Origin of the sequence: Congzhengia minquanensis, assembly GCF_014384785.1 — a bacterium.
Classification (GTDB): domain Bacteria; phylum Bacillota; class Clostridia; order UBA1381; family UBA9506; genus Congzhengia; species Congzhengia minquanensis.
Map to the genome: position 1 here is coordinate 981,899 of NZ_JACRSU010000001.1, position 24,564 is coordinate 1,006,462.

Sequence of the window (24,564 nt, forward strand, 5' to 3'; positions counted from 1 at the left end):
TTTTTATTTTACATCTCTGCCGAAATTCCGCCGGTGGCCGGAACTGTAATTTCTTTTTCTTCCGTTTGTTCCACATCGTCCATTTTTGCGTTTGCCAGCATGAGCTTAATTCGGTTTTGCTGGTTTACCTGGCTGGCGCCGGGGTCATAATCCACCGCAACAATGTTCGCGTCAGGGTGAATGGCCTTAATTTTATTCTGCATCCCCTTTGCAACAATGTGGTTTGGCAAACATCCGAAGGGCTGTGTGCACACAATGTTTTTCACGCCTTCTGTCACCAGCTCCGCCATTTCAGAAGTTAACAGCCACCCCTCGCCCATTTTCACACCCTGGCCAATATATTGTTCTGTAATGTCCTTCTTTTCAGAAAAGCCCAGGGGCGCGCGGAACACGCCGTGGTCTTTCACGATTTTATACATGCTGTTTTGCCGCTTGGTCAGATAATGATAAGCAATCTTACTGATTTTAGCTTTCACAGCCTTTCCGCCGTAAAGCTTTTGGTCCACCACGCCGTTATAAACACAATAAAGACAAAAGTCTAAAAGGCCCGGAACAACGACCTCAGCTCCTTCCGAAACCAAAAAGTCCTCTAAGTGGTTGTTTCCGATGGGGGAATATTTTACATAAATTTCGCCCACAATTCCTACTCTGGGCCGGCGCTCTTCCCGCTTTTCCACCGCCGCAAAATCGTCTAAAATCTGCGGAAAATACTTTTTTAAATAGCCAAAGGTCGTGAGGCTCCCCGTTTCCCATTTTTTCAGAAAAAACGCCTGCCATTTTTGAATCACCTTTTCCGTGTCTCCGCTGTGGACTTCATAGGGCTCACACTGGTTTTTAATCATCATTAAAAAGTCGCCCACAATCACGGCCGTCATGGCCTTCAGCAAGAACGGAACGGTAATTTTAAAGCCTGGCGAAGGCGAAAGGCCGGAAACGTTCAGCGAGATAACCGGAACCTTGTGAAAGCCCGCCTTGTCAAGGGCTTTGCGCAAAAGATGAATATAGTTCGAGGCCCGGCACCCGCCGCCGGTTTGGGTTATCATCAACGCGGTTTTTTCCGGGTCAAAATCCCCGCTTTCCAAGGCCTGCATCATCTGGCCAATTACAATAATGGCCGGATAGCACATGTCGTTGTGCACATATTTTAAGCCTGCCTCAACCACCGCAGGCCCTTCATTTTTCAAGATATGGGTTTTATATCCGTCCTGCCTTAAAATCTGTTCGATAAAGGAGAAATGAAGCGGCAGCATATCTGGAATTAAAATGGTATGGGTATGCTTCATTTCCTCGGTGAACACCGGCGCACCGGTTTGAACTGTTTTTTCGTGCTTCATTTCGGCTTCACCTCCGTTTTTTGTTCAATGGCGCACAAAAGGCTTCTCAGCCGAATTTTCACCGCGCCGGAATTATTAATTTCATCTATCTTAATTTGTGTATAAAGCTTATCCTCCCGCTCTAAAATGCTTCGGCACTCGTCGGTTGTAACCGCGTCAATGCCGCAGCCGAACGAAACCAGCTGCACGAAATTTGCACGCTCCGACTGTGCACAGAATTTCGCCGCGCTGTAAAGCCGCGAGTGATACGTCCACTGGTTTAAAACCGACACTTTTGGCGGGGAAACAAAATCGCACACGCTGTCGTCAGACAAAACCACCACCCCCAGGGAAGAAACCAGCCGGTCAATGCCATGGTTAATCTCCGGGTCAATGTGATAGGGCCTGCCCGCAAGCACAATAATTGGCAAATCGTGCTCCTCGGCATATGCAATTCCCCTTCTGCCGAATTCCCGAACCTTTTCGCGGTAAGCGCCAATCGCCGCATAGGCCTTCTTCGCCGCCCGTTTTACCTCGGCGCGTTTTATGTCGGGATAAACTTCTGCAAGGCACTTCATCATTTGTTTTGGAAACGTATCCGGGTGATCAATCCCCAAATAGGGGTATAAAAACCGAACAGATTTCACAGCCGGCATGTTGGCGGCAATCAATTCTGGATAATATGCCACCACAGGGCAGTTAAAGTGGTTATCCCCTTTCTCTTCATCTAAGTTATACGACATGCAGGGGTAAAAAATGGTGTCAATTCCGCGATGAATTAACTCGCTAATTGCCCCGTGCACCAATTTTGCCGGATAGCACACCGTGTCGGACGGAATGGTGTCCCGTCCCAGCTCATAGGTCTTTCTGGTGGTCGGCTCAGAAAAGACAACCTCAATTCCAAGCTCAGCAAAAAATGCCGTCCAAAAGGGATAAAGCTCCATGATATTCAGTGCATAGGGCATGCCGATTTTCCCCCGTGTTCCGGGTTTTATCTTCGCTTTTTCCTCATCGAAAAGGCTCCGTTTATACTGATAGGCATTGGGCAAATCCTTCTGTGCGGCGGTCTTCAACGGTGTTTCACACCGGTTGCCGGAAATAAATTTGCGCCCGCCGGAAAACGTGTTCACTGTGAGCCTGCACTTATTGGTGCATCCGCCGCAAACTGCTTCCTTCGTGGTGTTCACAAAATTTTCAAGCTCTTCTTTCGGGCTGATGGAAGATTGCGCCTTCCCCTGCTCTTTTGCATACAGAGCTGCGCCGAACGCGCCCATAAGACCGGCAATGGTGGGCCGGGTAACCTCTTTTCCAATTTCACGTTCAAAGGAGCGCAAAACCGCATCGTTATAAAACGTGCCGCCCTGCACCACAATTTGGTTTCCTAAATCGTCAGCGCTTTTTGCACGAATGACCTTATAAAGGGCGTTTTTCACCACGCTGACGGAAAGCCCTGCCGAAATGTCGTGAATAGAAGCGCCGTCTTTTTGCGACTGCTTCACCGACGAATTCATAAACACCGTACACCGGGAGCCTAAATCTACCGGGTGCTTTGCAAAAATGCCCAGCTTTGCGAACTCTTCGGCGTCATATCCCATGGATTTTGCAAAGGTTTCAATAAACGAGCCGCAGCCCGATGAGCACGCTTCGTTTAGCATAATGTTGTCAATTGCGCCGTTTTTAATTTTAAAGCATTTAATGTCCTGCCCGCCGATGTCGATGATAAAATCCACATCCGGCCGGAAAAAAGACGTAGCTTTAAAATGAGCCATGGTTTCAACCAGGCCAAAATCCACGCCAAACGCATTTACCATTAAGCTTTCGCCGTAGCCTGTGGCGGCAGAGCCGCGAATGGTTACCCTGTCTTCGCACAGGCTGTAAATTTCAAGCAGACACTTTTTCACAGCTTCTAACGGGTTTCCCTTGTTTGAGCTGTAGTAGCTGTATAAAATGCGGTTATCGCTGTCTGTCAGCACCAGTTTCACCGTGGTGGAACCGCAGTCGATGCCGAGGTAGGCGTCCCCTTTATATTCCGATAAGTCAGCGAACTCCACCGCGGCCTTTTGGTGCCGCGCAGAAAACGCCTGATATTCCTCCTCCGTTTCAAACAGGGGACGCATATAGGTGTTGTGCCCCGTGTCGGCAGCGGCATTTTTCAGGCGCTCCGCTAAACTGTTATAAGTTAAGGCTGTGCCGCTTTCCTTTGCATATATCGCTGCGCCTGCGGCAACAAAAAACAGGTCATATTCCGGGAACACTGCATTCTCATCCGAAAGTGCCAGCGTTTCTTTAAACTGCTTTTTTAAACAGTCAAAAAAGTGGATCGGGCCGCCCAAAAAGGCGATTTTGCCCGTTAGCTGCCGCCCTCTTGCAAGGCCGGTTATGGTCTGCTCCACCACCGCATGGAAAATGCTTGCGGAAATGTCCCGCTTATCCGCGTTTTGGTTTAACAGCGGCTGAATGTCAGACTTGGCAAACACGCCGCACCGCGACGCTATGGGATAAAGCCTTTCCGCCGCAAGCCCCTGTTTGTCCATTTCGTCGGGGGACAAGTTTAAAAGCACCGCCATCTGGTCGATAAACGAGCCGGTTCCGCCGGCACAGGTGCCGTTCATACGTTCTTCCACGCCGCCCGTTAAAAACAAAATCTTGGCGTCTTCTCCGCCCAACTCCACCACAATGTCAACATCGCCCAAAAGGAGCCGTACGGCTTTTTCCGTTGCAAAAACTTCCTGCACAAAGCTCACATTTGCGCTGTTTGCCAGCCCCAAACCGGCAGAACCCGAAATTGACACGGTAAATTCTTCGTCGCCTACAAGTGCTTTCACTTTTTCTAAAATCTCCAGCGTCTTTGTCCGCACCTGGGACATATGACGCTCATAATGCGTAAAAAGAATGCGGCTGCCTTCCATTACCGCAATCTTCACTGTTGTCGATCCAATATCTATTCCTATGCTGAGACGCAAAATTAATGCCTCCTCACGATTTTTCTACATAATATGACAAAAATCAAATTTTGTCCACAATCACTTTCATTTTATTCTAATTTATCGTATTCATTTTATCACAAAATTCGCGCTCCGTCCAGCAATAAGTTCATTTTTTAACAATGTATTAACGTTTTCATTTCGGGCATATTAAACAGAGGTGATTAAATTTATGAATGAAAAATTAGCCGGCGGGCCTGTCCGTCTATTCGGATTGGCCGCGCTGTTTTTAATCGGCGCCTTTGGGTATGGCGCCATAGAAATTTTGTGGCGCGGATATACGCACTGGACCATGCTTTTCGCAGGCGGAACTTGTTTCACGATATATTACAAACTATGTGAAGATGAAAAAAATATGCCGCTTTTCGCAAAATGCTTCTTCGGCGCACTGATTATCACCTGTGTGGAGCTGATGTTCGGCACGGTGGTAAACGTTTTGCTGAACTGGAACGTGTGGGACTATTCAAACATTCCACTGAACTTTTTCGGGCAGATTTGTCTGCCGTTTTTTGTACTTTGGTTTTTGTTGTGTGTTCCAATAACTGCGCTGTGTAACGGAATTTGCAAATGGATGGCGTAAAATGAAACTGCGTTGCTCCCGGAAATTCCGGGAGCAACGCAGTTTTATTTATGTTTGTTCAGAATAAAATGTCGGATCATCACTTCTTTCGAGGAGATAGTCCAATGAAACATGAAAATAATCGGCAATCAGAATCAATTCCCGATAGCCCGCCTCGCGTTCGCCGTTTTCATAACGGGAGATGGTATTTTGGTTCATATTTAAATCCATTGCAAGTTTTAGCTGCGTTATATTTTTTTGTTTTCTTAATTCTTTTAATCTCATACACACATCCTCTTGACATGATTATACCAATTTGGTATAATCAATATTATCCCAAATTGGTATATTTTAATTTTATTATTCGGAAAGGAAAAAGAAATGTTTCTATATAAAGATGCGTGTGAAGCCGAAATTCCCGAAATTGTTCAGGTTCACTTAAAATGCTTTGAAAGTTATTTTCTCAGTTCTTTGGGTGAAACGCTGCTTGAAAACTATTACAAACAGTTTTTGAAAGAAGATAATTTATTTGTGGTTGCAAAGGATTTTAAAAATGATAAAATAATTGGTTTTTGTATGGGATATTACAGCGGTAGTCAGGCCAAAAATCATTTTGAACAAAAAAATAAAGCCGCTTTAGCAAAAAAACTTTTCTTTCTGTGCTTAAAATTAGATAGAGCAGCAATATCACGGTGTTTAAAAAAAATCTCCACTGTTTTCAAACCCAAAAATAAACATACGACAGCGGAACATGCAAACACAGCGGATTTGCTGTCTATTTGTATTTTAAATGATTATAGAGGAAAAGAATACGGCGTGTCAGAAGCATTGCTTCAAAATTTTGAAAAAAAATTAATAGAAAACAAAATAAAAAGCTACACATTATCTGTCAACAAAGATAACGGAAGAGCAAGAAATTTTTATCTGAAAAACGGTATGAAATGTATCGCAGAACATGACGGCAGCGCCATATATATCAAAACTTGTTAAAATTTGATGATATAAAACCAGGCCGGAAAGCAAATGCTTTCCGGCCTGGTTTTATGTTACTGTGAAAGGGCGCGGCTGAGGCGTGAAAAGTCGAACCCAACTTCTTTTAAAAATTCCATTGCAATCAGCGTGGCGCCTGTGCCGTTGGGGTGTACCCGGTCCCAGGTGAGGTAGCTGGAATGGCGCACCTTTAAATATTCGTCAAACACCCTCTGCAAATCAATGCAGATAAATCCATAATCCTTTGCTATGCGTTTTACTGCCGCCACATATTCATCCATGCGTTTTCGCATCATGTCCTCTTTTAACGGTTCCATGTAATAGGGCGTCATCAGCGTAACGCCTTTCACATAGGGAACGGTTCTGTCTAAAAGCTCCCGGTAGGTTCTTTCATAAATTTCAGGCGTAATGCAGCCTTTGGCGCAGCAGTCCGGCGTGTCGAACTGCCGCCACACGTCGTTAATCCCAATTAAGATGTTCACCCAATCCGGCTCCAAATCTAAAACGTCAGACTGCCACCGGTCGTCTAAATCCAAAACATTGTTGCCCGAAATGCCCATGTTCGTAATTCTGATGTTTCTTTCCGGGTAATAGCCATTGATGAAATTGCTGATTACGCGGATAAACCCTGTTCCCACGCCGTCGTGCAGGCCCTCGCCCACAGGGCGCGCTCTTCCGAAGTCTGAAACAGAGTCGCCGATAAACAAAACCCTGTCTTTTGCGTCAAATATCATTTTCTGCCATCTCCTTATTATTTTTCAAAACAGCCGCCCTTTCAGGAAGCTGAACCAGCACAATGGCGGCAAACATCAGCGTGCAGCCAAAAATCTGCGGCACGTTCATGCGCTCGCCCAAAAGAATCCAGCCGGAGAGCACCGCAAACACCGACTCTAAGCTCATCAGCATGGAGGCAGACGTGGGGTCTGTATATTTTTGCCCCACAATCTGCAGGGTGTAGGCCACACCGCAGGACATAATTCCCGAATATAAAATCGCGCCGATGCACTGCTTAATTAAGGCCCAATCAGGGCTTTCAAAGAGAAACATTGCAATGCAGTTTAACAGTCCGCAAACAAAAAACTGCGTGCAGGCAAGCTTAACCCCGTCGGTTTTCGGCGCAACCCTGTCAATGACTAAAATATGGAACGAAAACACAATGGCGCACAAAAAGGTTAAAAAGTCGCCGAAGCAAAAATTGATTTCCGCTCCAAACAGGCACAAAAAATACATTCCCAAAACCGCCAGAAGCACGCCGGACACTATTTTCAGGTTCAGCTTCCTTCCGGCAAAAATACCCATGACGGAAACAAAAATAATATAAAGCGCCGTGATGAACCCGCTTTTTCCCGCCGTTGTTTCTTTAAGTCCCAGCGACTGCAGCGTGGAAGCTACGCACAGCAGCACGCCGCAAACAGCGCCGTAAAGCAGCAGCTTTTTAAAATTGCACTTTTTATACGTTCCCTTTTTCTTTTTCCCTGCGTCTGTTATCAAAATCACGGGCAAAAGAACCAGGCCGCCTAACAGCGTTCGAATTCCGTTAAAGGTGTTTGCGCCAATATAATCCATCCCTATGCTTTGGGACACAAACGAAATTCCCCAAACCAATGCGGTAATTGCCAAAAGAAAATTACCGCGCATTTTCGTTGACATTTTACTCCTCCAAATTCACAATTTATTCTTTTATATCTTCTGTAACACACATCGGCCGAACATCCTTACTTTTCAGCGTCAGGTTCACGTTTTCCGCACGAAAGCCGTCTGCATGGCGCACATAAATTCCCCAGGCGGGCAGCACGCCGAAGTTATGAAATTCAGGATAGCGCACGCCCATTTCAGGAACTTTGCCCACAGGCGCCATGGCCTCCCCGCCTGCCATTTGCATGTCCACATTGCGGATTACAATGTTTTTAAGGCGCGCGGTTTCCGTTCCCGAAACCACAATGCAGCTTTTCGCGTTTCCCCAGGCCTCGCCTTTGTAGGTTGTGCCGATTGCGTTCACCGCGTCGCCGTGAATGTCAGAAATCAAAAGGTTTTCAATCACACCCGGTTCCTTTCGCTCATGCCCTTCATGGTAAACCCGCAGGCGCTCGCCGTTGGCAATGAAAATCGGCCCGGTGGTGTTTAAAAACGTAATATTTTGAATGGTGACGTTTTTCGCGTTTCCGCCGTCAACAGGAACAATCTTAATGCCGCAGCCGTTGCAGTCGTAAACAAAACAGTCGGAAATGGTGATGTTCTCAAAATCGCCCACCGACTCTGTGCCGATTTTGATTGCCGCCCAGTTGCTAGTAATGACACAGTTTTTCACCGTAATATCACGGCACGGCCTGTCTACCGTGGCTTTCAGGCAAATTGCATCGTCGCCGGTGTCTAGGCTGCAGCCCGAGATGACGCACCTTCTGCATGCGTCAATGTCAATGGCGTCGTTGTTTTCATTCACGCGGCTTTTAATGGTAACGTTTGTAACCGTTACGTCCTCACAGTCCATCAAATGCAGGTTCCATGCCGCGGAATCGCGAAGTTCAATTCCGTCTAACGCAATGTTCTTACAGCCAATGAGCCGCACCAAAAAAGGACGCTCCAAATGGTTGGGGTGTTCCTGGTTAAAAATGCCGCCCCTGCCGGAAATCACGCCGCCGCCATAAATTTTTACGTTTGTCACATTTTCGGCATAAATTAAACTTTTGCCCCGCAGGTTGTCCACCGCGTCGGTAAACAAATCCACGTCAGAGGAATATTCGCTGAAATCTGCCGTGCCGAAAAGATAAGCTCCTCTTTTTAAATTCAGTTTTAAATTGTCCCGCAAAAAAATGGTTCCCAGCACATAAGCTCCCGGTTCAACCGTAAGTTCCGTCCCGCTCTTTGCGGCGCTGTCAACCGCCTCTTGAAACCGTTTTGTCGTCATATTTTCAGGTGTAATGTTCATTGTTGTGTTTCGTCTCCTCTATTTTAAAATAACGTTTTTTTCTCCAAGCAGGCGCTTTAGCGCGCCAATTACATCGTCTCCCCCGCTGCACCAAAGGCTTTTTGGGGCCAGGGCCGTCATATTTTTTTCCTCCACAAAAATATATGCAGGCACGTCTCCTGTGTGCTCCGCCAAAATGGCTTTTGCCCGGTCGATTAAAAAGTCCTTCCCCAGCTCAAATTTCATAAAGAGCTTTTGCTCGCCTGCCGGAGGCTTCATGCCGTGCTCTAAGGGAGAAATGGCGTCGCAGAGAATTTTTGGCTCCTCGTCCTCCCGGAAAGACAGCCTGCCGCTGATAACAATGGGAGCATCCTCGGTTAAATATTGTTTGCACCGCTCATACACGTTGGGAAACACCAAAATTTCCGCCTGGCCGGTTAAATCCTCAGCGGTGACGAACGCCATCATCTTGTTATTTTTTGTTATCTTTGTTTTCACTCCGGTGGCTAAAGCGCAGATTTTCACTTTTGCGCCGTCTGTAACGTTCCGGTTTTCTTCAAAAACCGCCGCCACGTCCTCTCCGTCCGGGGTGCTTCCCCGCTGCAATTCAGAAAAAGACAGCGTTGAAATGTCCGCAATTTCGTCTGCAAACTCGTTTAAGGGGTGGCCGGAAATGTAGTAGCCAATGCTCTCTTTTTCCAGCTTTAACAGTTCCTTTTGAGAAAACTCTGCAATGTCTGTGGAAAAAGCGTCGGCGGTTTCTTCTTCGTCCCCCCAGAGGGACATCTGACCGGAAATGTTCCGCTTAAAGTCGTCGGCAAACGAATCGATAATACCTTCAAAATCCTTTAGCAGACAGGAGCGTTTTTCGCCCAGGGCGTCGAACGCGCCGGCCTTGATTAAATACTCATGCACGCGCTTCGTAACGTTCAGCGAAAGGGTTCGCTTTGCAAAATCGCGGTAGCTTAAATATGCCCCGCTGCTTCTGCGCTCCTCCACAATCGCCTCAACACAGCCAACGCCTACGTTTTTAATCACCGCCAGCCCGAACCGGATATCCCCGTCGGCAACGGTGAACCCTGCGGCGCTTTTGTTAATGTCCGGCGGCAGAATTTTAATGCCCATCCGCGCCGCCTCCGCGGAATAGCCGTTTACCTTGTCCGGCGAATCCAGCACCGAAGAAAGCAGCGCCGCCATATACTGGGCGGGATAGAAATATTTTAGATATGCGGTCTGGTAAACCACAAACGCATAGGCCGCGGCGTGGGATTTGTTAAAGGCATAGTTGGCAAAGTCCATCATTTCGTCAAAAATCGCGTTTGCGGTTGCCTCGTCCACGCCACGCCGCAGGCAGCCTTCAATCTGAACTGAGCCGTCTTCATTTTCCTTGCCGTAAATAAAGTTTTTGCGTTCTTCGTTCATCACATCGGCTTTTTTCTTGCTCATGGCGCGGCGCACCAAATCTGCCCGGGCCAGAGAATAGCCGCCTAATTTCCGCACAATTTCCATAACCTGCTCCTGATAAACCATGCACCCGTAGGTGACGTTTAAAATTGGCTCTAACGCAGGGTGTTTATATTGCACGTTTTCAGGGTGAATTTTGTTTGTAATATACCGCGGAATCTGGTCCATGGGGCCGGGGCGGTAAAGAGAAATGGCGGCGACAATATCCTCTATGTTTTCCGGCCGCATTTCTTTAATAAACTGTTTCATGCCCGGGCTTTCCAGCTGGAAAACCCCCTCTGTTTCTCCCCGGGAAATCATTTTATAAACGCCGTCTTCGTTTAAATTAATGTCGTCAATGTTAATTTCCTCGCCGGTGGAATCCTGAATAATGTTCAGAGCGTCTTTAATAATTCCTAAATTCCGCAGCCCCAGAAAGTCCATTTTTAAAAGCCCAAGCTCCTCCACGGTGTCTTTCGGAAACTGCGTGATTAACACATCATCATTTTTTTGCAGAGGCACATATTCCGTCAGGGGCTTTTGCGAAATCACCACGCCTGCCGCGTGGGTGCCCGCGTTGCGGATTAAACCCTCTAAGGCCATTGCGTCGTCAATCAGCTCATGAACGGTTGCGTCGCCGTCATATTTTGCCTTCAGCTCCGGATTGAGCTTTAACGCCTTGTCTATGGTCATGTGCAGGTCAAAGGGAATCATTTTCGCAATTGCGTCCGTGTCACTGTAGGAGATATCCAGCACGCGCCCAACGTCGCGAATGGCGTTTTTGGCCTTCATTTTGTTAAACGTGATGATTTGAGAAACGCAGTCCCTGCCATATTTTTCAACAACATAGTCAATTACCTGCTGCCGGTCTTCGTTGCAGAAGTCAATGTCAATGTCCGGCATGCTGATGCGTTCCGGATTCAAGAACCGTTCAAAAATCAGTCCGAACCGAATGGGGTCGATGTTGGTAATATTCAGGCAATAGCTCACCACACTGCCGGCGGCGGAGCCTCTGCCCGGCCCCACGGGAATTTTTCTGTCTTTGGCAAATTTAATAAAATCCCAAACGATTAAAAAATAGTCCACATAGCCCATGCTGCGGATCACTTCAAGCTCGAAATCAAGGCGTTCCTTCACCTCATTTGCTTTTTCGCCGTATCGTTTGTGAAGCCCTTCATAGCAGAGGGATTTTAAATAGTCAAACGCATCGCCGCTGTTTGGCACCGCAAACTTTGGCAGCTTCAGCACGCCGAATTCAAATTCCAAATCACACATGTCCGCAATTTTCTGTGTGTTAGAAAGCGCGCCCGGAACCTGGCCGAACAAAGCGTTCATTTCCTCTTCGCTCTTTAAATAAAACTCGTCGGTCTCAAAGGCCATTCGGTCGGTTTCCGCCACCTTGCGGTTGGTTTGAATGCACATGAGCAAATCCTGATATTTTGCATCCTTTTTTTCTATGTAGTGCACGTCGTTGGTGGCAACCAGCCCAATGCCGGCTTCCTGGGCGTAAGGAATTAAAAATGCGTTCACGCGGCGCTGGTCGGCAATTCCGTGATTTTGAATTTCCAAAAAGAAATTTTCTTTTCCGTAAAGGCTGCTGTACTGTGCGATCAGCTTCTTTGCCCGTTCCTCATCTCCGTTCACAATGGCCTGGGGAATTTCCCCGGCCAGACAGGCAGAAAGGCAAATCAGCCCCTCTGCGTGCTGTTTTAAAACAGAAAAATCCACCCGGGGTTTATAATAAAACCCGTCTATGAACCCGGCGGAAACGACTTTAATTAAATTGCGGTATCCCGTCATGTTTTTTGCAATCAGCACAAGGTGGTGGGTGGTGTTGCCGTTATCGTGAGACTTTATGTTCCTGTCCTTCGCCGCCACATACACCTCACAGCCGATTAACGGTTTTATTCCGGCTGCTTTCGCCTCTTTATAAAACTCAATTACGCCGCACATGTCCCCGTGGTCTGTAATTGTCAAGGCGTTCATATTCAGTTCTTTGGCTCTTTTAACCAGCGGCCCGATTCTGCAGGCGCCGTCTAAAAAGCTATATTCCGTATGGGTGTGCAAATGAACAAAGCTCATAATTCTCTCCTTTTATATAAATCTTACATCTATTGTACATTGATTCCGTAAGAAAATCAACATTTTTCTCAATATTTTTATCGTTTAGCATTTGACTTTTTTCCTGCATGCCTGTATAATATTATAGTATAAATAGGCAAACTATATTGAGCATGTTATGTGCAAACTAAAAAAAGGAAGTGTGCTTTATGGCGGCAATTCATTTGACAAAAGAAAATTTCGACGCTGAGGTATTATCCTCCGACGTTCCGGTTCTGGTGGACTTCTGGGCATCCTGGTGCGGCCCGTGCAAAATGGTTGGCCCGCTGATTGAGGAGCTGTCAGACGAATTCAGCGGAAAAGCAAAAATTGCAAAAGTGGATATCGACAAAGAGGGGGAGCTTGCTATGCGCTTCAACGTGATGAGCATTCCCACCATAATTGTGTTCAAAAACGGCGAGGTTGCCGACCAGAGCGTTGGCGCGTTCCCCAAAGGCCATTACAGCGATATGCTGACAAAACAACTTTAACACAAGGCGGTAAGACTATGATAACCAGCAAACAGAGGGCATATCTTCGTTCCCTTGCAAACGGCGTGCCGTCCATTTGCCAAATCGGCAAGGACGGAATTACGGAAAATTTAACAAAACAGCTCGACCAAGCACTTGCGGCAAGAGAAATTGTAAAAACCAACGTTTTGGAGAATGCCCCCTGTTCCGCCAGGGAAGCCTGCACCGAGCTTTCTATAATTTTGTCGGCGGAGCCGGTTCAGGTAATCGGCAAGGTGTTTGTGCTCTACCGGCAGGCGCCCGATGAGAAAAAAAGGACCATTGCGCTGAAAGGGAACTGAAAATGAGTAAAATCGGTCTTTTCGGCGGGACGTTCGACCCCATTCATTTTGGACATTTAATGCTTGCGGAACAAGTTTTAAAGGAATTTTCCCTTGATGAAATTAAATTTATTCCGGCGGGCATTCCTCCCCACAAGACAAAAAAAAAGGTGACGGATAAACAGCACCGGCTTAACATGGTGCTGCTGGCCACAAAGGACAACCCCCGGTTTTCCGTTTCAGATTACGAAATTTGCAATGAGCGCTTAAACTATTCCTATATTACGATTTCACATTTTAAAGAACAAAATCCAAAGGACGAATTTTTCTTTATTGTGGGCGGCGATTCGTTCCGTAATTTTCCCGAGTGGAAAAATTACAGAACCTTAATTTCGCTGTGCACTTTTATTGTTGTGCCGCGGCCGGGAATCGAGCCGACCGGGTATTTTGAAAAGTTTTGCGGAGATGAGGCGCCGCCCCGGGTGTTTTTTTTAACCGGATTTTCGTGCGGAATTTCCTCAACAGCAATCCGAATGCAGCTGAAAGAGGGAAAAGAAGTTTCAGGGCAGGTGCCGCCTAGTGTAGAGCAGTATATAAAAACCAACAAACTTTATATTTAGGAGCCGGAAATGACTACGGAACAAATGAAAGAAAAACTTGGCGGTATGCTGACCGACCACAGATATACACACTCTTTGGGCGTGATGGAAACGGCCGAAAAAATGGCAAGGCTGTTCGGTGCAGATGTGCAAAAGGCGCAGACAGCCGGCCTGCTTCACGACTGCGCCAAACAAATTGACCGCGAAACCCAGCTCGCCATGTGCGACAAGCTGGGCGTGCCGTTAGACGATTTAAAGCGCGAAAACACTGCACTCTTGCATGCGGAGCTGGGCGCACGCTTAGCAGAAACGGAGTTTGCCGTATGCGACAGCGAAATTCTGGGAGCCATCAAGTATCACACCCTGGGCCGCGCAAACATGACGGATTTAGAAAAAATTTTGTATCTTGCCGACATAATTGAGCCCAACCGCAGGGAGTTTGAGGGATTAAAAGAATTGCGCGCCCTGTGCGAAAAGGATTTAAACGAGGCGCTTTTGTATGGGCTGGAGCTTACCATTGCCCACATTGGCAGAAAGGGCCGCATTTTACATACACAAACCATGGAAGCAGAAGCATTTTACCGAAACCTGCTCCACAAGGAGGCTTACCATATGAAACCACTGGATGCATTTGAAAAAGCAAAAAAGGCTGTGAAGGTGTTAGACGCAAAAAAAGCCAACGACATTGCGCTTTTAAAGGTCAGCGACCTAACAATTTTGGCGGACTATTTTGTAATCTGCTCGGCAAATTCCACAACCCAGGTGCGCGCTTTGGCCGACAGCATTGAAGAAGAATTTGAAAAGGTTGGGATAATCCCGCTGTCCCGGGAGGGCAAGCAGGGGCTGAACTGGATTTTATTGGACTACGGCGATTTTATTCTTCACATCTTCTATCAGGAAACCCGGGAGTTTTACGGTTTGGAAAAGCTGTGGGACGACGCGGAAAAGATGGATGTTGATAAAATTATAAACGAATTATGAAATAATTTGGAGGCTCTAAATGGACTATAATTTTAAAGAAATTGAAAAAAAGTGGCAGGATAAATGGTATTCGGAAAATACCTTTGCCGCAAAAAACGACTTTACGCTTCCGAAGTTCTACGCCCTGGTGGAATTTCCCTACCCTTCCGGTCAGGGCCTGCACGTGGGACATCCCCGAAGCTACACCGCCTTAGACATTGTGGCGCGAAAAAAACGCATGGAGGGCTTTAATGTGCTCTACCCCATGGGGTGGGATGCTTTTGGCCTGCCTACGGAAAACTACGCGATAAAGAACAAAATCCACCCTGCAATTGTTACAAAAAATAACATAGAAAACTTTAAACGCCAGCTGAAAAGCATTGGGTTTTCGTTTGACTGGTCGAGAGAAATCTCCACCACCGACGAAGCATACTACAAATGGACCCAGTGGATTTTTCTGCAGTTGTTTAAAAAAGGCCTGGCTTATAAGCAGGAAATGCCCATTAACTGGTGCACCAGCTGCAAGGTTGGCCTGGCAAACGAAGAAGTTGTTAACGGCGTTTGCGAGCGCTGCGGCAGCGAGGTTGTGCAGCGGAACAAATCGCAGTGGATGCTGAAAATTACCGACTATGCCCAAAGGCTAATTGACGATTTAGAAGGCCTTGACTACATAGAAAAGGTGAAAACCCAGCAAAAAAACTGGATTGGCCGCTCTGAGGGTGCAGAATTGGATTTTCAAATTGACGGCACCGACGACGCCATCCGCGTTTACACCACCCGGGCCGACACGCTGTTCGGCGCAACCTATATGGTGCTTTCGCCGGAACACAAAATCATTGAAAAATATGCGGACAAACTGCAAAATATTGACGAAGTGCGCGCATACCAAAAAGAGGCCGCAAGAAAGTCAGAATTTGAGCGCACTGAGCTGACAAAAGAAAAAACCGGCGTAAAGCTTTGCGGAATTACAGCAATTAACCCGGTAAACAATGAAAAAATTCCGGTGTTCATCTCCGATTATGTGTTAACCAGCTACGGAACCGGCGCCATTATGGCGGTTCCCGCCCACGACGACCGCGACTGGGAATTTGCCAAAAAGTTTGGCCTGCCCATTGTGGAAGTGGTTGCCGGCGGCGAGGACGTGCAAAGCAAAGCCTACACCGACACCTACAGCGGCAAAATGGTGAACTCTGGCTTTTTAAACGGCTTAGAGGTGAAAGACGCCATTCGTAAAATGATTGACTTTTTAGAGGAAAAGGGTATTGGAAAACGGAAAGTCAACTACAAGCTGCGCGACTGGGTGTTCTCGCGCCAGCGGTATTGGGGCGAACCCATTCCCCTGGTTCACTGCGACAAATGCGGCTGGGTTCCGCTGCCGGAAGACCAGCTGCCGCTGACCCTTCCTGAAACCGACAACTTTGAACCCGGTGAAAACGGCGAATCGCCTTTGGCAAAAATGACCGACTGGGTAAATACGACCTGTCCGCACTGCGGCGGCCCCGCCGTGCGCGAAACAGACACCATGCCCCAGTGGGCAGGTTCCTCGTGGTACTTTTTACGCTACATCGACCCCAAATGCGACACCGCCCTGGCCGCCAAAGAAAAGCTGGACTATTGGCTGCCGGTGGACTGGTATAACGGCGGCATGGAGCACACCACGCTTCACCTGTTATATTCCCGGTTCTGGCACAAATTTTTGTATGACATTGGCGTTGTTTCTACGCCGGAACCGTATAGAAAGCGCACCTCCCACGGCATGATTTTGGGCGAAAACGGCGAAAAGATGTCTAAATCCCGCGGGAACGTTGTAAATCCGGACGACATGGTAGCAGAATTCGGCGCAGACACCTTTAGAACGTATGAAATGTTTATCGGCGCGTTTGACCAGTCTACCCCCTGGTCGATTAACGGCGTTAAGGGATGCTACCGTTTTATTGAGCGCGTGTGGAATTTACAGACAATTGTAACAGACGAAGAGGGCTTAAGTCCCGACTTAGAAAAGGCGTTCCACAAAACCATCAAAAAGGTGTCGGAAGATTTCGACAAAATGAAGTTTAACACCGCGATTGCAGCTTTAATGGCGCTGATTAACGAGATTTATAAAAAGGGCAGCATTACCCGGGGTGAATTGAAAATTTATATTACGCTCTTAAACCCCGCCGCTCCCCACCTGACGGAGGAAATGTGGGTAAACGCCGGATTTAGCGGCTTTCTGCACGACACAAAATGGCCGGAATTTGACGAAGCAAAAACAAAGGACGATACGGTTGAAATTGTTGCGCAGATTAACGGCAAGGTGAAAGACAAAATTGTGATTTCCGCAGACCTTTCCCGGGAGGAAATGGAAAAGGCCGCGCTGGAAAACGATAAAATTAAAGAGCTTGTCAGCGGCAAAACCATTGTTAAAGTGATTTGTGTGCCCAAAAAGCTTGTAAATATTGTTGTAAAATAAATTAAAAACCGCACGGGGAAATTCCCGTGCGGTTTTTATTTACTGAGTGAGAAAAAGAATGGAATTGGGTTTTAGGTGAAACACCGCTTCATTGCCGTTTAATTCCGTTATACCCGTCTTCTCAAAATCATGCCCGTCGTCCAACAAAAATGTATCAAACCCGCCTTTGCCGCCGGACGTGTGGACGGTAACTGCTTGATTTTCAGCGTTTCCGTCCTGGGGATAGTAGCAAATCACTGCGGCACACTTGCCGTCTTTTCCTCTTGCTGCAACGGTATAAAGTTCGCCTAAATCACTGTCCGCCTGAACCTGCGTGCCCATTTTTGAAAGCTTTGAAAAAATGAAAAACGGATAGTAGCCTTTCAGCGGACGGTAGGTGTAAAAATCAAATAAGCCGTTAAATGCACAAGGCCTCGCGTCATAATACATCATCATATCAATGGTGCTATTTTGTCCCAGGCACATGCTGGCCTGGGTAAACGCCGCGCCGCGCATGGAAATAATCATTTCAATGCTGTGAATGAACTGGTCCGTCCACCCCTCCACATAATTCCACTCATTTAAAATGCTTTCGGTTGTTTCATATCCTGCCCGGTTGAGCTTTTCGCGGATTACGTTTGCCATTTCGATAATGCGTTTCGGATCGGTTGTGTAAATGTGCCAGGAAAAAAAGTCTAAAGGAACGCGGCCGCCGTTTTTAGTTAAAGAGGCCAAAAATCCGTCCAGCCATTTGCCCGTTTGTCCCGCCAGCGCAGGGCCGCCGATTTTAAGGTGCGGAAACCGTGATTTTAAGTGGCGCGCCGCAACCGCATAAAACGTATAAAACTCCGCCGCCGTGCCGCCCCAGGTGCGCTTGTTGTCTGAGTCATCTGGGTCTAAATCCGGCTCGTTCCAAATTTCCCAATAGTCAATGTCCCAATGAAAGCCGTCTGCCCAGCCCTCGTTATAGTGCTTGATAATGTGTTCGCATATAACCGCCCACTTCTGGAAATCCTTTGGCGGCAGCGTGCCATATTTTTTGCTCCAGTGTTCAATTTTGCTGCCCAGACGATAAAAAATTTTCGTTCCCGCGTCTAAAGTTGTTTTTAAATATTCGTCTGTTAAGACAAAATCATAAGAATCAGGATTTTCAGGGTCACTGACGAAATCGGGAAAAACGGCACTGATGTCTACTGCATGTTCGCCGCCGTAGCTGCTGCAAAAAGATGCATCATGGTTCCGGGCATAGGGAATGTTTGCTGCGGAATACGCATCAAAATTTCCCCTTGTCTGGTCCGATTTTGCTTTGATTGGCCCGTTGTTCACCGCGTGCATGGGCTTGATTGCGCCGATTTCTTTTGTGAAGTCTATGGTAACCTCTGGCATATACAATACTCCTTTACACCATTTTTCTTTTATTATAGCACCCGCTTTCTCCATGTCAACGAAAAAAATAACGAAAACTTTTCGTTTGTCTCCTTCATGGCAAAAACTGTCCTTTTTGCGGCTCAAAACAGCAAAATATGTAGTTGAATCTCCGCTTTCTATCCGGTATAATAAAGATATTCAATATCAATATGAAAGGCGGTTTTTTTATGAATTTAAAATTTAAAAAACCAGCAGTGTTGCTTTTGGCGTTTGTGTTTTCTGCCATTTCTCTTTGCACCGTTGGGTTTGCAGAGGGCGGTTCCTATCGGGAGTTATTTTCGGGTACGGCCGAACAGAACAATTTTTTATTTGCACCTTTTAACCAGACAGGAGCAACGGTTGACGGCGAGAAAACATCCAACACCTCCGGTGACAAGGCTTTTGGCATAGGCGATTCTTATTATCAAATGGAAATGCATGCCGGTTATCGGGACGGCATGGTAATGACCTTTGACAACAAGTCGGAAAGTCTGCAGGACACAAGCGCAGGCGCTGGTTATACTGCGGAGGTAGCTTTTGATTTTCGGCCGGACAGAACAACGGATAAACCAACCAAAATCCGCCTTTATCCCGCCGATAAATCCGGAACGGTTCATTTGGGCAACAGAATTGTGCATCTCACATTTATTACCCAGCCTGACGGTGCTACCAAACTCACGGTTTATGACCGGTCCGGCTCCGCGATTTTGGGCGAGGTGAACCTTTCTGACGTTTTAGGCGACTATACGAAAAACCCGGAGCATTTCTTCCGTATCCGCGCCGTTTTCAATCCCACAGATGCTTCCGGCAGCCTTACACGGTCGTTCAAACTGTTTGTGGACGGAAAGCTGTGTTTAGATACCACATATGTGGATAACGCAAAGGAATGGCGGATTGCTGGATTTGGTATTCAGAGCGAAGCAGAATATTTTGGCGATTTGGACAACCTGACCATGTGCGACTATATTGGCCAGCGGACAGACGCAGACGGAACGGAACATATCAATGACGACAGGGCGGTTTCGGCTATCCGATGCGCTTCCATCCTTTTGTCAGGTGCCGCAGAAGAAAATGAACTTACACAAAAATTGCGCACGGCCATTTCCGAAGCAAAAGAAGCGTATCAAAGCATGACAGTTCAAGACGACTGCGACAAGCTGGCCGAAACGCTGGAGGAAGAAATGAAGACCTATTCCAATGAAGATATTTTAAGGAACCTTGTATTTTCCGACTTTACGGACGAAGATGCAGAAATGATTACAAAAGATCTTTCTCTGCCGGCAAATTACATGCCCGCAACTGGCGGTGTGTTCGACTGCTCTTTTCTTTCCGACAAACCTGAAATCATAGCAAGAACGGGCGAAGTTACCCGTCCTAAATATAACGAAACCGTGACGCTTACAGCAAAGCTCACAAGAGACACCGACGGCGCCGCCCTTGAAAAGAAATTCACTGTGCGGGTTTTGGCAGACGGTGATGTAACCCCGCTGGGAACAATTGCAGGTGATAAAACCGTTCCTCTGCCCACAGGCGGCAAACGAATCTTGTTCGGCGGAATTGCAGAGGGAGACGCTTCCGTTTCCATTTCATTCGGCGGAGCAAACACGGTTACGGTGGAAAATGCAGGAGAATTTTCTGTCATTGCGAATTTACAGACCGAAGAGCTGATTCTTTATTCCGCGGGAACTGTGCTGGAAACGAAATTGCTTGAGGGCGATTTGCAGGCCCTTTCTATTTCCGGCGGTACGGTGAATAACAGCGTTCTGATAAAAACCGACAACTATGGCTACACCGTGAAAAACCTGTTGTTTGCAACAAGCGACGGTCAGCCCAGAAGCATTCCCGTATCCGGCGGAACGGTAACGGGGGCGGAGATTGTTTGCAAAGACGATACCATTGAAAGCGCCGAAGTTCTTGCAGCAGTGTATGACAACGGCGTTTTATACGACACCAAAGCGGCGTCTATTACCAAAAGTGCAGGATATAATGAAACCTTTACATTAGAGTTTGGCGCTTCTTTGCCTGAAAATATTGAAACTGCCGTGGTTAAGCTGTTCTTTTTAAATTCCTTAGCCAGCTTAAAGCCAATTGCACCAGAATTCTCTTATGTGGTATCGGAGGAAGTGAACTTCAATCCTGTCATTTATGTGGCGGGAGATTCCACCGCGTGTAACTACAGCGACAGCTTTTTTCCGCAAACAGGCTGGGGGCAGGCCTTAGGCGGCTATTTCGACCAATCGAAGGTCACGGTGTCCAACCATGCCATGGGCGGCAGAAGCTCCAAAAGCTTCATTGACGAGGGCCGCTTAGACACTATTTTCTCCGCCATTAAACCGGGTGATTATCTGCTCATTCAGTTTGGCCACAACGACCAAAAGGACGGCGACCTGCATACCGACGCGGACACAACCTATAAAACCTATATGACAAAATACGTTGAGGGCGCTAAAGAACGCGGCGCAATTCCGATTATTCTCACCTCGGTTACACGACGGATTTATAACAATGGTATTTATGACAACGGAAATAGTCTGGGTAAGTATCCGCAGGCCGCAAGAGAGCTGGCGGCAGACTTAAGTGTGCCGTTGATTGACATGTTCAATTTCTCTGTGGATTTGGTAAACACCCTTGGCGAGGAGGACTCAAAGGACATTTTCCTGTTTATCAACCCCAACGATCCGCGGTTTACCGGCGACGAACGGTTTACCCAATCCCGCTATAACAAAAATGAAGCCACGGAAGATAACTCTCATTTTCAATATTACGGTGCAGAAGTGCTGGCAGGCTTTGTAGCCCAGGAACTGGATAACTTAAATTTGTCCCTTTCCCCGTATTACAGGCCCTACACGCCGGTGAAACCTTAAGGAGGAACCATGCGGTACGCAGTTGCAGACACAGGCTCTAACACCATTCGTCTTGGTGTTTACGACGATGAAAACGGACAGCTGAAACAACTATGCAACACGGCGGTTTTTGCCAACCTGGCAGGATTTATTCACGACGGAGTCTTAACGCCGGATGGGATTTGCGCCGCAGAGGCGGCAATAAAAAAACATCAGGAAACAGCGGCAGAATTTGGCTGCCAGCTAAACGTGTTTGCCACGGCAGCAATTCGCAACGCGAAAAACACGGAAGAAATTTGTAAAGAAATAAAAATGCGCACCGGCGCAGCGGTAGACGTATTAACCGGCGAAGAGGAAGCGCTGTTCAGCTTTGCCGGCGCGGCGGAGGATTTTCCCTGTGCAGACGGCGTAATGGCAGACGTCGGCGGCGGAAGCAGCGAGGTGATTGTGTTTTCAAACAAACAACCGATCTCTACGCTGTCTGTTCCGTGGGGATCGTTAAAAGCCTACAAAGCCTTTGTCAGCGGTTCTCTTCCAACCGAAGAGGAAATTTGCGCAATTCAGGAAGCAATAGCAAAAGCTTTCGCCGCCCAGCCAAGATTTTGCGGCGTTGTGCGGCAAAACTTGTGTATTGTGGGCGGCGGCGTGAGGGCATCCACAAAATTGGCGAAGATTTTTCTTAACGAAACAGCACTTACTGTTAATGCCGTAAACAAAATGCTAAAAATGATAACGGAAAACCCGGAGCATTCCAAAAATGTGATTGACCAAACCACGCCAAAACGTGCGCTAACCATTGCCCCCGCCATGGCGATTTATTCTGCGGTAGGCGCACAGTTTGCCTCAGAGCAGATTTTCGTGTCGGACAAAGGGATCAAAGAGGGGTATATTTTAAAAAAATTGTTATAACTGGGACGTTTCTTAAAAAACAAATTAGCCGCTCTTTGTCTTAAAGAAACGAATTCTATCGCATTGTGTATGCTAATTTTAATATTAATGTTATTGTTTTTTAATATATTGATAGTATAATTACAATAAGGATAGTATGAAAAGTTTTGGCAAAGAAGGTTGATACAATGAAACGGTGCATATTATTAATCCATGTGCTGCTGCTCACATGCGTCTTGGTTTTGACAGGCTGCAGCAAAACAGAAGCACCTCAGGCGCAGACAAGCGAATCTAAAATTTCAGCCGGCGTGTACTATATCAGCGAAAGCGGTTCAGACCTTATTGCAGAAAAGACAGAAATTCCCGACACCTCCAGAAAAGGACAGTTAAAATATTTAATTGAACAGCTGATTTCTCCGCCCGCCGGAAAAACGAGCCCCCTGTGCGACGGCACAAAGCTGAATTCCGTCACCATTAAAGACGATGTTGCAGTAGTGGATTTTTCTAAAGAATTTTCCAATAAGGACGACTTAAAACAAACCCTTGCTCCGGCAGCTGTAGCAAAAACACTTTGTACGCTGGACTTTATTTCAGGCGTTCAAATTTTAGTTGACGGCAAGGAGGCCATTGGAACCGATGGAAAACCGTTAGGAATTATCCGGGAAAACGATTTGGTAATCAACAAAGGCGAGCCTACCCAGGCCCCCAAGACAACTTTGGTGTTATATTTCAGCGATGAAAACGCAGAATATCTTGTTCCCGAACGGAGAAACGTTGAAATTGCCAGCGGCGACACGGTTGAAAAGGTTATTGTAAACGAGCTTTTAAAAGGCCCTACAGAGGGCGGACATTTTAAAACCATTCCAGCTGAGGCAAAGGTTCTTTCCATTGAAACGAAAAACAATGTTTGTTTTGTGAACTTCTCGAAAGAGTTTGTCGACAAACATTCAGGCGGCTCCGCCGGAGAACGGCTGACGGTTTATTCCATTGTAAACTCCTTAACAGAGCTGGGCACCATCGACATGGTGCAGTTCTTAATTGAAGGCGAAAAAAGAGAAGAATTCGTTCACATGGCGTTTAACGAACCAATCGTGCGGGATAAATCAATCATAAAACAATAATTGAAACGAGGGCGCCTTATCCCTTTTAGGCGCCTTGTTTATTTTAGATAAAGGATTTGAAATACATATGAAACAAACAATTTCAATGATATACCGGCTGGGGTTTATCCTGTTTTTCATTTGGGCGTCTTTTGAAAATGCCGCCCTTTCCCTGCAGGGGTTTTTCGGCTCGTTAAAAGACCTTGCAGTTTTAACCGACACCATCTGCTTTATTTGCATTGCCGTGGTGTTTGTTCTTTCTATATCCGGCCGGTTTCCGGAATTTCTTTTGAAAACGAAAGCAGTTTGCACAGCCATGGCCGTGCTTGTGCTGATGATGAATTTCACCATATGGTTTGTGCCGGCAGCCCCGGGCTGGATTTTAAAGGTTCTGCTTCCTGCCCTGATGTTTTTTGACTGGCTGCTGTTTGACAAAAAAGGTATTTTTAAGCCATATGACCCTCTGCTGTGGCTGTTGGGCATTGTTTTGCTTTACGGTATATGGTCGCTGCTTTCCAGACAATTTTTCAATTTAGACTTTTTGCTGAAGTTGTTCGGCGGCAAAGAGGCGCTGATAAAAACCCTGCTTTTCACCCTTGCTGCCGGCGCGCTGATGTATCTGACCGACCGTTTGTTTTCCAGCAAGGGCGTTAAGCTGTGGGACGTTTTCGCTTATCTTTACAGAATTCTGTTTTTGTGCTTAGAAGGCTGGGCGCTGTCGAATGCCTGCGGTCACAGTCTGCTGAACTTGTTTTTCAGCCTGAAAAATTTTGGCTGGCTGTTTAACTTTTTAAGCTTTTTGTGTATTGCAGTGGTAGTGATAACCTGTCTGGTGCGTTCCCGCGGCCTGCACGCCTCCACCCCGTTTCCCCGGGTTAAGGGCGCGTTTACAGCATCTGCGCTGATTGTGCTTTTTGGGTATCATTTTGTGTTAAAGGGCGGGTTTCATCCAAACGACCCCGTTTCAGTAATTTTGCATTATGCAGGGCCGCTGATGATGATTTTCGACTGGATTTTGTTCGATTCCAAAGGAAAATTTAAGCTTCCGGACCCTTTGTGGTGGTCTGCCGCGCCTTTTGCATATGGCGTTATTTCGCTCGTCAGCGGCGTACTGTTTCAAATTTATCCAGCCCTTTTGCCGTTCCGGCTTGAAACAGTTATCACCTTTGGCATTTTGGGCGTGCTGGCCTGCGGATATGCAGTATATCTGCTGGATTTGTGCTTTAAACGAAAATAAAAGGACGCAAATGCG

19 protein-coding genes are annotated in these 24,564 nt (G+C 46.9%); 11 read left to right on the top strand and 8 right to left on the bottom strand.

Annotated features, from left to right (window positions below):
* Positions 1-8: 8 nt before the first annotated feature.
* Together H8698_RS13275 and H8698_RS04715 are read right to left on the bottom strand one after the other, a co-directional pair.
* On the bottom strand, positions 9-1,334 hold the full coding sequence (locus H8698_RS13275; RefSeq protein ID WP_283245367.1) for a 2-hydroxyacyl-CoA dehydratase: 1,326 nt from the start codon (positions 1,332-1,334) through the stop codon (positions 9-11).
* Positions 1,331-4,276, bottom strand: coding sequence for an acyl-CoA dehydratase activase (locus H8698_RS04715; RefSeq protein WP_283245368.1), 2,946 nt, complete (start codon positions 4,274-4,276; stop codon positions 1,331-1,333). The genes H8698_RS13275 and H8698_RS04715 overlap by 4 nt, the downstream gene beginning before the upstream one ends.
* A 193-nt stretch (positions 4,277-4,469) precedes the next feature.
* On the opposite strand from H8698_RS04715, the gene H8698_RS04720 reads away from it, so the two are divergent.
* Positions 4,470-4,877 carry a putative ABC transporter permease gene (locus H8698_RS04720; protein WP_249311369.1) on the top strand — a complete coding sequence of 136 codons (408 nt, stop codon included), beginning with the start codon at positions 4,470-4,472 and terminating at the stop codon, positions 4,875-4,877.
* A gap of 48 nt (positions 4,878-4,925) precedes the next feature.
* Here the strand turns inward: H8698_RS04720 and H8698_RS04725 are convergent, their stop codons facing one another.
* A complete protein-coding gene (locus tag H8698_RS04725) occupies positions 4,926-5,141 on the bottom strand; it encodes a helix-turn-helix domain-containing protein (protein ID WP_249311370.1) in 216 nt (71 codons plus the stop codon).
* Positions 5,142-5,237: 96 nt separating this feature from the next.
* Here H8698_RS04725 and H8698_RS04730 point away from each other — a divergent pair, with 96 nt between their 5' ends.
* A complete protein-coding gene (locus tag H8698_RS04730; protein WP_249311371.1) occupies positions 5,238-5,846 on the top strand; it encodes a GNAT family N-acetyltransferase in 609 nt (202 codons plus the stop codon).
* Between the two features lie 56 nt (positions 5,847-5,902).
* On the opposite strand, the gene H8698_RS04735 is transcribed toward H8698_RS04730, so the two are convergent.
* The 4 genes from H8698_RS04735 to H8698_RS04750 are packed head-to-tail and all read right to left on the bottom strand — an operon-like array spanning position 5,903 to position 12,276.
* Positions 5,903-6,580, bottom strand: coding sequence for an SGNH/GDSL hydrolase family protein (locus H8698_RS04735; protein ID WP_249311372.1), 678 nt, complete (start codon positions 6,578-6,580; stop codon positions 5,903-5,905).
* Entirely contained in the window at positions 6,570-7,496 is a 927-nt protein-coding gene (locus H8698_RS04740) for a DMT family transporter (protein WP_249311373.1), read from the bottom strand. The genes H8698_RS04735 and H8698_RS04740 overlap by 11 nt, the downstream gene beginning before the upstream one ends.
* Positions 7,497-7,518: 22 nt before the next feature.
* On the bottom strand, positions 7,519-8,772 hold the full coding sequence (locus H8698_RS04745; RefSeq protein WP_249311374.1) for a glycoside hydrolase family 28 protein: 1,254 nt from the start codon (positions 8,770-8,772) through the stop codon (positions 7,519-7,521).
* 18 nt (positions 8,773-8,790) lie between these two features.
* Positions 8,791-12,276 carry a DNA polymerase III subunit alpha gene (locus H8698_RS04750; protein ID WP_249311375.1) on the bottom strand — a complete coding sequence of 1,162 codons (3,486 nt, stop codon included), beginning with the start codon at positions 12,274-12,276 and terminating at the stop codon, positions 8,791-8,793.
* Positions 12,277-12,464: 188 nt separating this feature from the next.
* Between H8698_RS04750 and trxA the strand changes: the two genes are divergently transcribed.
* From trxA to leuS, 5 genes are read left to right on the top strand one after another with little or no spacing between them, the layout of a single operon-like run.
* A complete protein-coding gene (gene trxA, locus H8698_RS04755; protein WP_177680060.1) occupies positions 12,465-12,785 on the top strand; it encodes a thioredoxin in 321 nt (106 codons plus the stop codon).
* A gap of 17 nt (positions 12,786-12,802) precedes the next feature.
* Positions 12,803-13,105, top strand: coding sequence for a YhbY family RNA-binding protein (locus H8698_RS04760; RefSeq protein ID WP_177680059.1), 303 nt, complete (start codon positions 12,803-12,805; stop codon positions 13,103-13,105).
* A gap of 2 nt (positions 13,106-13,107) precedes the next feature.
* A complete protein-coding gene (gene nadD, locus H8698_RS04765) occupies positions 13,108-13,704 on the top strand; it encodes a nicotinate-nucleotide adenylyltransferase (protein ID WP_177680058.1) in 597 nt (198 codons plus the stop codon).
* A 9-nt stretch (positions 13,705-13,713) separates the two neighbouring features.
* A complete protein-coding gene (yqeK, locus tag H8698_RS04770) occupies positions 13,714-14,664 on the top strand; it encodes a bis(5'-nucleosyl)-tetraphosphatase (symmetrical) YqeK (RefSeq protein ID WP_249311376.1) in 951 nt (316 codons plus the stop codon).
* A gap of 19 nt (positions 14,665-14,683) precedes the next feature.
* A complete protein-coding gene (gene leuS, locus H8698_RS04775; protein WP_249311377.1) occupies positions 14,684-17,095 on the top strand; it encodes a leucine--tRNA ligase in 2,412 nt (803 codons plus the stop codon).
* Positions 17,096-17,134: 39 nt separating this feature from the next.
* Here the strand turns inward: leuS and H8698_RS04780 are convergent, their stop codons facing one another.
* Positions 17,135-18,460 carry a GH39 family glycosyl hydrolase gene (locus H8698_RS04780; protein WP_249311378.1) on the bottom strand — a complete coding sequence of 442 codons (1,326 nt, stop codon included), beginning with the start codon at positions 18,458-18,460 and terminating at the stop codon, positions 17,135-17,137.
* A gap of 209 nt (positions 18,461-18,669) precedes the next feature.
* On the opposite strand from H8698_RS04780, the gene H8698_RS04785 reads away from it, so the two are divergent.
* The 4 genes from H8698_RS04785 to H8698_RS04800 all read left to right on the top strand — a co-directional run bounded on the left by H8698_RS04785 (position 18,670) and on the right by H8698_RS04800 (position 24,549).
* Positions 18,670-21,345: a rhamnogalacturonan acetylesterase gene (locus H8698_RS04785; RefSeq protein ID WP_249311379.1), complete on the top strand. Its 2,676-nt coding sequence runs from the start codon at positions 18,670-18,672 to the stop codon at positions 21,343-21,345.
* Between the two features lie 9 nt (positions 21,346-21,354).
* Positions 21,355-22,233, top strand: a complete 879-nt coding sequence (locus H8698_RS04790) for a Ppx/GppA phosphatase family protein (protein WP_249311380.1) — start codon at positions 21,355-21,357, stop codon at positions 22,231-22,233.
* A 167-nt stretch (positions 22,234-22,400) separates the two neighbouring features.
* Positions 22,401-23,333 carry a GerMN domain-containing protein gene (locus H8698_RS04795; RefSeq protein WP_249311381.1) on the top strand — a complete coding sequence of 311 codons (933 nt, stop codon included), beginning with the start codon at positions 22,401-22,403 and terminating at the stop codon, positions 23,331-23,333.
* Positions 23,334-23,400: 67 nt separating this feature from the next.
* A complete protein-coding gene (locus H8698_RS04800; protein WP_249311382.1) occupies positions 23,401-24,549 on the top strand; it encodes a Pr6Pr family membrane protein in 1,149 nt (382 codons plus the stop codon).
* Positions 24,550-24,564: the final 15 nt, after the last annotated feature.

What these genes read in the sequence shown, in the direction of transcription:
- H8698_RS13275 (WP_283245367.1), bottom strand. Translation starts at nt 1,334, where the DNA reads ATGAAGCACGAAAAAACAGTTCAAACCGGTGCGCCGGTGTTCACCGAG.
- H8698_RS04720 (WP_249311369.1), top strand. Translation starts at nt 4,470, where the DNA reads ATGAATGAAAAATTAGCCGGCGGGCCTGTCCGTCTATTCGGATTGGCC.
- H8698_RS04725 (WP_249311370.1), bottom strand. Translation starts at nt 5,141, where the DNA reads ATGAGATTAAAAGAATTAAGAAAACAAAAAAATATAACGCAGCTAAAA.
- H8698_RS04730 (WP_249311371.1), top strand. Translation starts at nt 5,238, where the DNA reads ATGTTTCTATATAAAGATGCGTGTGAAGCCGAAATTCCCGAAATTGTT.
- H8698_RS04735 (WP_249311372.1), bottom strand. Translation starts at nt 6,580, where the DNA reads ATGATATTTGACGCAAAAGACAGGGTTTTGTTTATCGGCGACTCTGTT.
- H8698_RS04740 (WP_249311373.1), bottom strand. Translation starts at nt 7,496, where the DNA reads ATGTCAACGAAAATGCGCGGTAATTTTCTTTTGGCAATTACCGCATTG.
- H8698_RS04745 (WP_249311374.1), bottom strand. Translation starts at nt 8,772, where the DNA reads ATGAACATTACACCTGAAAATATGACGACAAAACGGTTTCAAGAGGCG.
- H8698_RS04750 (WP_249311375.1), bottom strand. Translation starts at nt 12,276, where the DNA reads ATGAGCTTTGTTCATTTGCACACCCATACGGAATATAGCTTTTTAGAC.
- trxA (WP_177680060.1), top strand. Translation starts at nt 12,465, where the DNA reads ATGGCGGCAATTCATTTGACAAAAGAAAATTTCGACGCTGAGGTATTA.
- H8698_RS04760 (WP_177680059.1), top strand. Translation starts at nt 12,803, where the DNA reads ATGATAACCAGCAAACAGAGGGCATATCTTCGTTCCCTTGCAAACGGC.
- nadD (WP_177680058.1), top strand. Translation starts at nt 13,108, where the DNA reads ATGAGTAAAATCGGTCTTTTCGGCGGGACGTTCGACCCCATTCATTTT.
- yqeK (WP_249311376.1), top strand. Translation starts at nt 13,714, where the DNA reads ATGACTACGGAACAAATGAAAGAAAAACTTGGCGGTATGCTGACCGAC.
- leuS (WP_249311377.1), top strand. Translation starts at nt 14,684, where the DNA reads ATGGACTATAATTTTAAAGAAATTGAAAAAAAGTGGCAGGATAAATGG.
- H8698_RS04780 (WP_249311378.1), bottom strand. Translation starts at nt 18,460, where the DNA reads ATGCCAGAGGTTACCATAGACTTCACAAAAGAAATCGGCGCAATCAAG.
- H8698_RS04785 (WP_249311379.1), top strand. Translation starts at nt 18,670, where the DNA reads ATGAATTTAAAATTTAAAAAACCAGCAGTGTTGCTTTTGGCGTTTGTG.
- H8698_RS04790 (WP_249311380.1), top strand. Translation starts at nt 21,355, where the DNA reads ATGCGGTACGCAGTTGCAGACACAGGCTCTAACACCATTCGTCTTGGT.
- H8698_RS04795 (WP_249311381.1), top strand. Translation starts at nt 22,401, where the DNA reads ATGAAACGGTGCATATTATTAATCCATGTGCTGCTGCTCACATGCGTC.
- H8698_RS04800 (WP_249311382.1), top strand. Translation starts at nt 23,401, where the DNA reads ATGAAACAAACAATTTCAATGATATACCGGCTGGGGTTTATCCTGTTT.